Source organism: Chryseobacterium sp. RR2-3-20 (assembly GCF_017808115.1).
Taxonomy (GTDB): domain Bacteria; phylum Bacteroidota; class Bacteroidia; order Flavobacteriales; family Weeksellaceae; genus Chryseobacterium; species Chryseobacterium oryzae.
Genome location: NZ_JADQBD010000134.1, coordinates 1 through 2,398, shown reverse-complemented (window position 1 = coordinate 2,398; position 2,398 = coordinate 1). Strand labels below are relative to the sequence as shown.

The 2,398-nt window shown below is 35.0% G+C and carries 1 protein-coding gene; it reads left to right on the top strand.

The annotated features are described in order from the left end of the window. The first annotated feature begins 384 nt into the window (after window positions 1-384). A complete protein-coding gene (locus IV513_RS15290) occupies window positions 385-2,097 on the top strand; it encodes a helix-turn-helix domain-containing protein (RefSeq protein ID WP_209391419.1) in 1,713 nt (570 codons plus the stop codon). Window positions 2,098-2,398 lie beyond the last annotated feature (301 nt).

Below are 2,398 nucleotides of genomic sequence, written 5' to 3'. Positions count from 1 at the left end.
GTCCCAAAATGTGCTGAAAAACTGAATAAATTCATATCTAATTGTTTGATTACTACAAATATACAAAAGTTATGATAAATTACGGATATTCATTAAAAATTAGTTTTTTCATTGTTTTAGAATTTGAGTTAAAAATTCGGCCGTTGAATAAGTTGAGATTCTCAGGTCAAATGTAGAGGGACACAGAGCTTCGAAAAAAACGATTGTGGGCGTGTTTGGAGAAATCAGACGTCCTGATTGGCTAAAGCAGACCATATAAAAATATTCCGGAACCTCTATCAATAGATGTTTTAATGGGGCATAAGCAGGCATAAATGCAATAATGGGGTATCACTGTTGGGAACTGCGGGAAAAATTTTCTACATTTGAGTATACACCAAACTAATGATGATGAAACGCTGGTTTTTCTTTTTCCTTCTATACTGTATATCTGCATTTCCATTGCTCGCACAAAACAGATCTTTTGAAGAGATTCGCAAAAAATATGAAAATAGAGCTACCGATGATGAACGTGCGATGCCATACGTTCAAAAATACATTCAAAAAGCAAAAAATGAAAAGAACTACGAAAAATGGGTTCAGGGATATCGTGATGGCGTGCAGTTTTCAAAGAACAGCCATACGAAAATGTTGTATGCAGATTCTACGGTTACGGTGGCACTTCGGTCTCAGGATAATCAGTTGATTGCAAATGCATATCTGGGAAGGGGGATTGTGCTTTATTTCAATATGAAGAAATTTCAGCCTGCACTCGGGCAGTATCTTATAGCGCAGAAATTTGCAGAAAATACAGAAGATGAGTATCTGAAAAATAAAATTGTCTATCATATAGGGGTGGTGAAAAGTTATCTCGGATTTTATGAACCTGCATCTGAGCATTTTATGAGTTGTATTGCATTCTTTGAAAAAAGGATGATGACAGTAAAAGAACCGGTTAAACATTACAATTACAAAAGGGCATATCTCAACAGCATCCATCAGCTCACTGTAGTGTACAGAAACTTGGGCCAGTGGAAGCGTTCAGACAGTTTAATTCAAAAAGGATTAATGGAGATTGGGAATGATGACAGCTTTCCTCTGGAGAAAGCATATTTTTATAACTGCATGGGGATCGCAGAGTTGAATAAGAGACAGTATAATTCCGCAGTATTTTATCTGGACAAAGCACTGCCCCAGATTTTAAAAAGAGACGATTTTGCTGGGGCATCAGTAGTTTATTTTTACAGGGGAAACATTTTTTGGAAAACTGATGAAAAACGAAAAGCAATACGAAATTTTCAAAAGATTGATTCAATTTTTTGTAAAAGAAAATTTATAGTCCCGGAGGTAAGGCATGCGTATGATAAATTAATCGTCTACGCTCAGGAAACAGATGATTTGAAACAAGAACGCTATTACACAAGACAAATGCTTAAAGTAGATTCTTTCTTAGCAAAAGATTTTGCCTTTCTGTCGGCAAAGATTCATAAAGACTATGATCGAAAGAAAGATTTGCAGGAAAAGAAACAGTGGCAGGTGACAAGAGTGACAGATTGGACGGTGATAATAGTTTTATTGGCTTTTACCGCAGGTCTTATCGTAACACTGCTCATGTACCGTCGGAAAAAATTAGCAGTACTGAACAAATACAGACTCTTACAGGAAAGATGGGCGGAACAGAACAATCTCATAAAGGTCACGGAAACCACTTCCAAAAAATCAGGACTACCCATCGATGTCGTAAACTCCCTTACAGTTAAGTTAAACCGCTTTGAAGAAAATGAAGGGTTTAGAGATAAAAAACTCACTTTGATTGAACTGGCTAAAAACTTGGGAACCAATACGAATTATTTATCGGTCTTTATCAACGAAACAAGAGGGATGTATTTTAAGCCTTATTTAATGAACTTAAGAATAAACTACATTATCAAAAAATTAAATGAGGATAAAAAATATAAACTGCTCACTATTGCAGCACTTGCGGAAGATGCGGGGTTTAACCACAGGCAGAGCTTTTCAGTTGCCTTTCTTGAAATAACAAAATTGCGCCCAGCTGAATATATCAGACAAATGAAAATGAAGTCAACCGATAATGAACTTAAAGAGGAATCGATATGATAATACAATTATTCAGCAGAAAAATGAAAATATCCACTTTTAAATACTACAAAATAAAAAAAGCCCTTTCCTATAAGTCGACAAAAACATCAGGAAACAGTAGGTAGTAATTAACATAATTAAAAACCATTAAAAAACCAATAGTAAAAGAAAACCAATATTTGTACAATAACAAATCGAAAAAAAATGACATAGGAAATGGAGGCGTAAAGAAAATTGATTCTTCGAGCGTTAAAAAAATTCTTCTGTTCGAAGCGTGTTCAATAAGAGAATCGAAGCTTAAAATTTGTTTTCACGCGAG